Genomic DNA, 2,741 nt, shown 5'->3' on the forward strand with positions numbered 1-2,741 from the left:
TTCATGCTGATATAAGTTATACGATGTCCTGATCAAATCCTCATGACTTGGTTGTTTTTTTTTTTTAAAGAAGAAGCCGGAATACGAGATCCCAGCGACGGTCTGGTGGGCTGGGAGATGTGTAAAAGAGACACCCACGTCGGAGCCGAGCATGAAACGATCCGGGAAGCGCTCCACCAGCTTTACCCACTCAGGCCGAGGTTTACCCGCCTCATCCAGCAGATACGGCGTGAGCATGCTCCAGGACAAGTCGATATACAGGTTGGGATACGCCTCAAGCAGACGATTCAAGGTGGGCAGCAAAAAATCCATTTGCACCTGATGACGGTGGATTTCCTTGCTGGTACCGGCATGGGCCCAGATAAAACGCGTGTGCGGGTGGTTGCGTAACGGCTGCTCGACTTCCGCCAGGTACAGCGGGTTGCGCTCACGCTTGGAGGTGATGTTGGAGTGCAGCATCACCGGCAGGTCGTTTTCGGCCGCCAGGTGGTAGATGCGCGTCATGGCTTCGTTATTGGCACGCGGCGTGTCGCCGGAGGTCAGGGCGGTAAGGTCATCATGACGGGTGAACACTTCCCCAATGCCCTGCCACAGCCCTGGGTTGAGGTCGAGCATGCGCTGGATATGGGCCGCAGAGTTCTTGTCGTTGGGATTGAAACCGGCCAGGAACGGATGAAAGTGCTGGCGTTGCTCGGGGGTAAGTTTATTGACCGCCGCCGCGACGATCACATCCGTGGCGCTGTACCAATAGGCATCGGCGTCGTCACCGGCGTAGTAGCGCGGGCGCTTGGGTTCGTCTTCGTGCCATTTCTTGGCCACGGGGATCCCGGAAATCATGACGTGCTCTACGCGGTTGTCCGCCATGGCCTTGAGCAGCTTGTCCATGCCGGCGGTTTCCTGAAAAAAATCCACGTAATGCAGGTGCGCGTCGCTGTAGGCATAGTCACGGGCCTGCGCGGCAAGGCTGCTGGCGGCGAGCAACAAGGCAAGACTCAGGCGGGCTCCAGACACGGTAAAACCTCAATAAGGGTTGATACGGGTAGACCTTGCGCCAACCTTCAGGGTTCAGCACGGAAAAAACCGGAACACTGGAGTGCCAGCATGCTCTATAACTGCATGACCTTCATCCTGCCCCTTACGAGGTTTGCCATGCCTGTTACCGTTAATACGCTGAACGCTGAAAACTTCCGTCACAGCGTGAATATCAATAATCACGAGCTGTTTACCGACCTGCCCAAGAGCCTGGGCGGTGACGATTCGGCCCCCTCCCCCCACGATTATTTCGATGCTGCGCTGGCGTCGTGCAAAGCCTTGACCGTAAGGCTCTACGCGCAGAAAAAAGCTATCCCGCTGACCGGCGTGACCGTGGAGGTCACCCATGACAGCACCGAGGAGCAGAAGGGTAAATACAAGCTCAACGTCAAGCTGACCCTCAAGGGCGTACTCACCGATGCCCAGCGCGATGAACTGCACCGCGTCGCCGATAAGTGCCCGGTACACAAGCTGATGACCACTGCCGAAGTCACTATCGAGACAAAATTGTCGGAAGGTGCCTTCAGCCAATAGCCCCAACTTCCCATCGAGCGGGTTATGCTTGGTTGCATCCAACCCGCTCAGACTGGGATGCCCATGACCACCCTCACCGTGATCCGCCCTCGCCCCGAAGATGTAGAAGGCCAGCCCATCCTGCGCCCCCTGCCCTCGCGTGAATGCCGCAGCGTCGGGCCCTTTGTGTTTTTCGACCATATGCTGGCGACCCGCTACGCGCCGGGTACCGGCATGAATATCCGCCAGCATCCGCACATCGGCCTGTCCACCCTCACCTACCTGTTTGAAGGCGCCTTGCAGCATAAGGACAGCCTCGGCTCGGACCAGGTGGTGCAAGCCGGCGATGTCAGCTGGATGACCGCCGGCAGTGCGATTGCCCACGTCGAGCGCACACCGGAAGCGGTCAAGGCCAGGGGTTTCAGCCTGCATGGCCTGCAGGTATGGCTGGCCTCGCCCAAGGACCACGAGACCGGGCCGGGACACTACAGCCATCACCCAGCGGCGAGCTTGCCGATAAGCGATAACCTCGGCGTGCAGGTGCGTTTGATCGCCGGTGATGGTTTTTGCCTCAGGTCACCGGTGCCGGTACTGTCGCCGACGCTGTATGCCGAGGTACAGATGCAAACCGCCACCACCCTGTTGATTCCTGATGAACATGAGGAACGTGCGGTGTATGTGCTGGAGGGTGAGGTGCAGTTGGACGGTGAAGCCCTGGAGGTCAACAGCTTGGTGGTATTGCCGACTGGGCAGGAGATGACCCTGTATGCCGAGAGTGATTGCCACCTGATGGTATTTGGCGGGGCGCCGCTGGATGGGCCACGGCGGATCAACTGGAATTTTGTGGCGAGTGATCCGGCGGTGATCGAGCAGGCGAGGCAGCGCTGGGCGGCTGGGGATTGGCCCACTGTGCCGGGGGAGTCAGAAAGAATCGAGTTGCCGGTGAAATAGCTATCGCAGGCAAGCCAGCTCCCACATTTGATGGGTATACACATTTTAGAATGTAGGAGCTGGCTTGCCTGCGATGGCGTCCGATCAGGCGCTGAGAAATCAGCCCTTGAACACTTCATCCAACAAGTTATGCATCGACTGGAAAGCCCGCGCAGCGGTCTTGGCGTCGTACATCATCTTGCCTGGCACATTGGCATGGGGGTCGGTGAACGAATGCACCGCACCGCCGTAGCTCAGCAACTGCC

General features: G+C 58.4%; 3 protein-coding genes and 1 pseudogene. 2 read left to right on the top strand and 2 right to left on the bottom strand.

Annotated elements, in window-relative coordinates:
- A partial coding sequence (locus tag GIW04_RS29620; RefSeq protein ID WP_236479524.1) for an amidohydrolase family protein occupies window positions 1–1,011 on the bottom strand: 1,011 nt, incomplete at its 3' end.
- A 138-nt stretch (window positions 1,012–1,149) separates the two neighbouring features.
- Between GIW04_RS29620 and GIW04_RS29625 the strand changes: the two genes are divergently transcribed.
- Window positions 1,150–1,566, top strand: coding sequence for an OsmC family protein (locus GIW04_RS29625; RefSeq protein ID WP_120247764.1), 417 nt, complete (start codon window positions 1,150–1,152; stop codon window positions 1,564–1,566).
- Between the two features lie 63 nt (window positions 1,567–1,629).
- Window positions 1,630–2,496 carry a pirin family protein gene (locus GIW04_RS29630; RefSeq protein WP_003190026.1) on the top strand — a complete coding sequence of 289 codons (867 nt, stop codon included), beginning with the start codon at window positions 1,630–1,632 and terminating at the stop codon, window positions 2,494–2,496.
- A 99-nt stretch (window positions 2,497–2,595) separates the two neighbouring features.
- Here GIW04_RS29630 and GIW04_RS29635 read toward each other — a convergent pair.
- A pseudogene (locus tag GIW04_RS29635) lies at window positions 2,596–2,741 on the bottom strand (dienelactone hydrolase family protein); the annotation flags it as partial.

Origin of the sequence: Pseudomonas sp. PA-4-8C (assembly GCF_021606625.1) — a bacterium.
GTDB classification, from domain to species: domain Bacteria; phylum Pseudomonadota; class Gammaproteobacteria; order Pseudomonadales; family Pseudomonadaceae; genus Aquipseudomonas; species Aquipseudomonas lactis.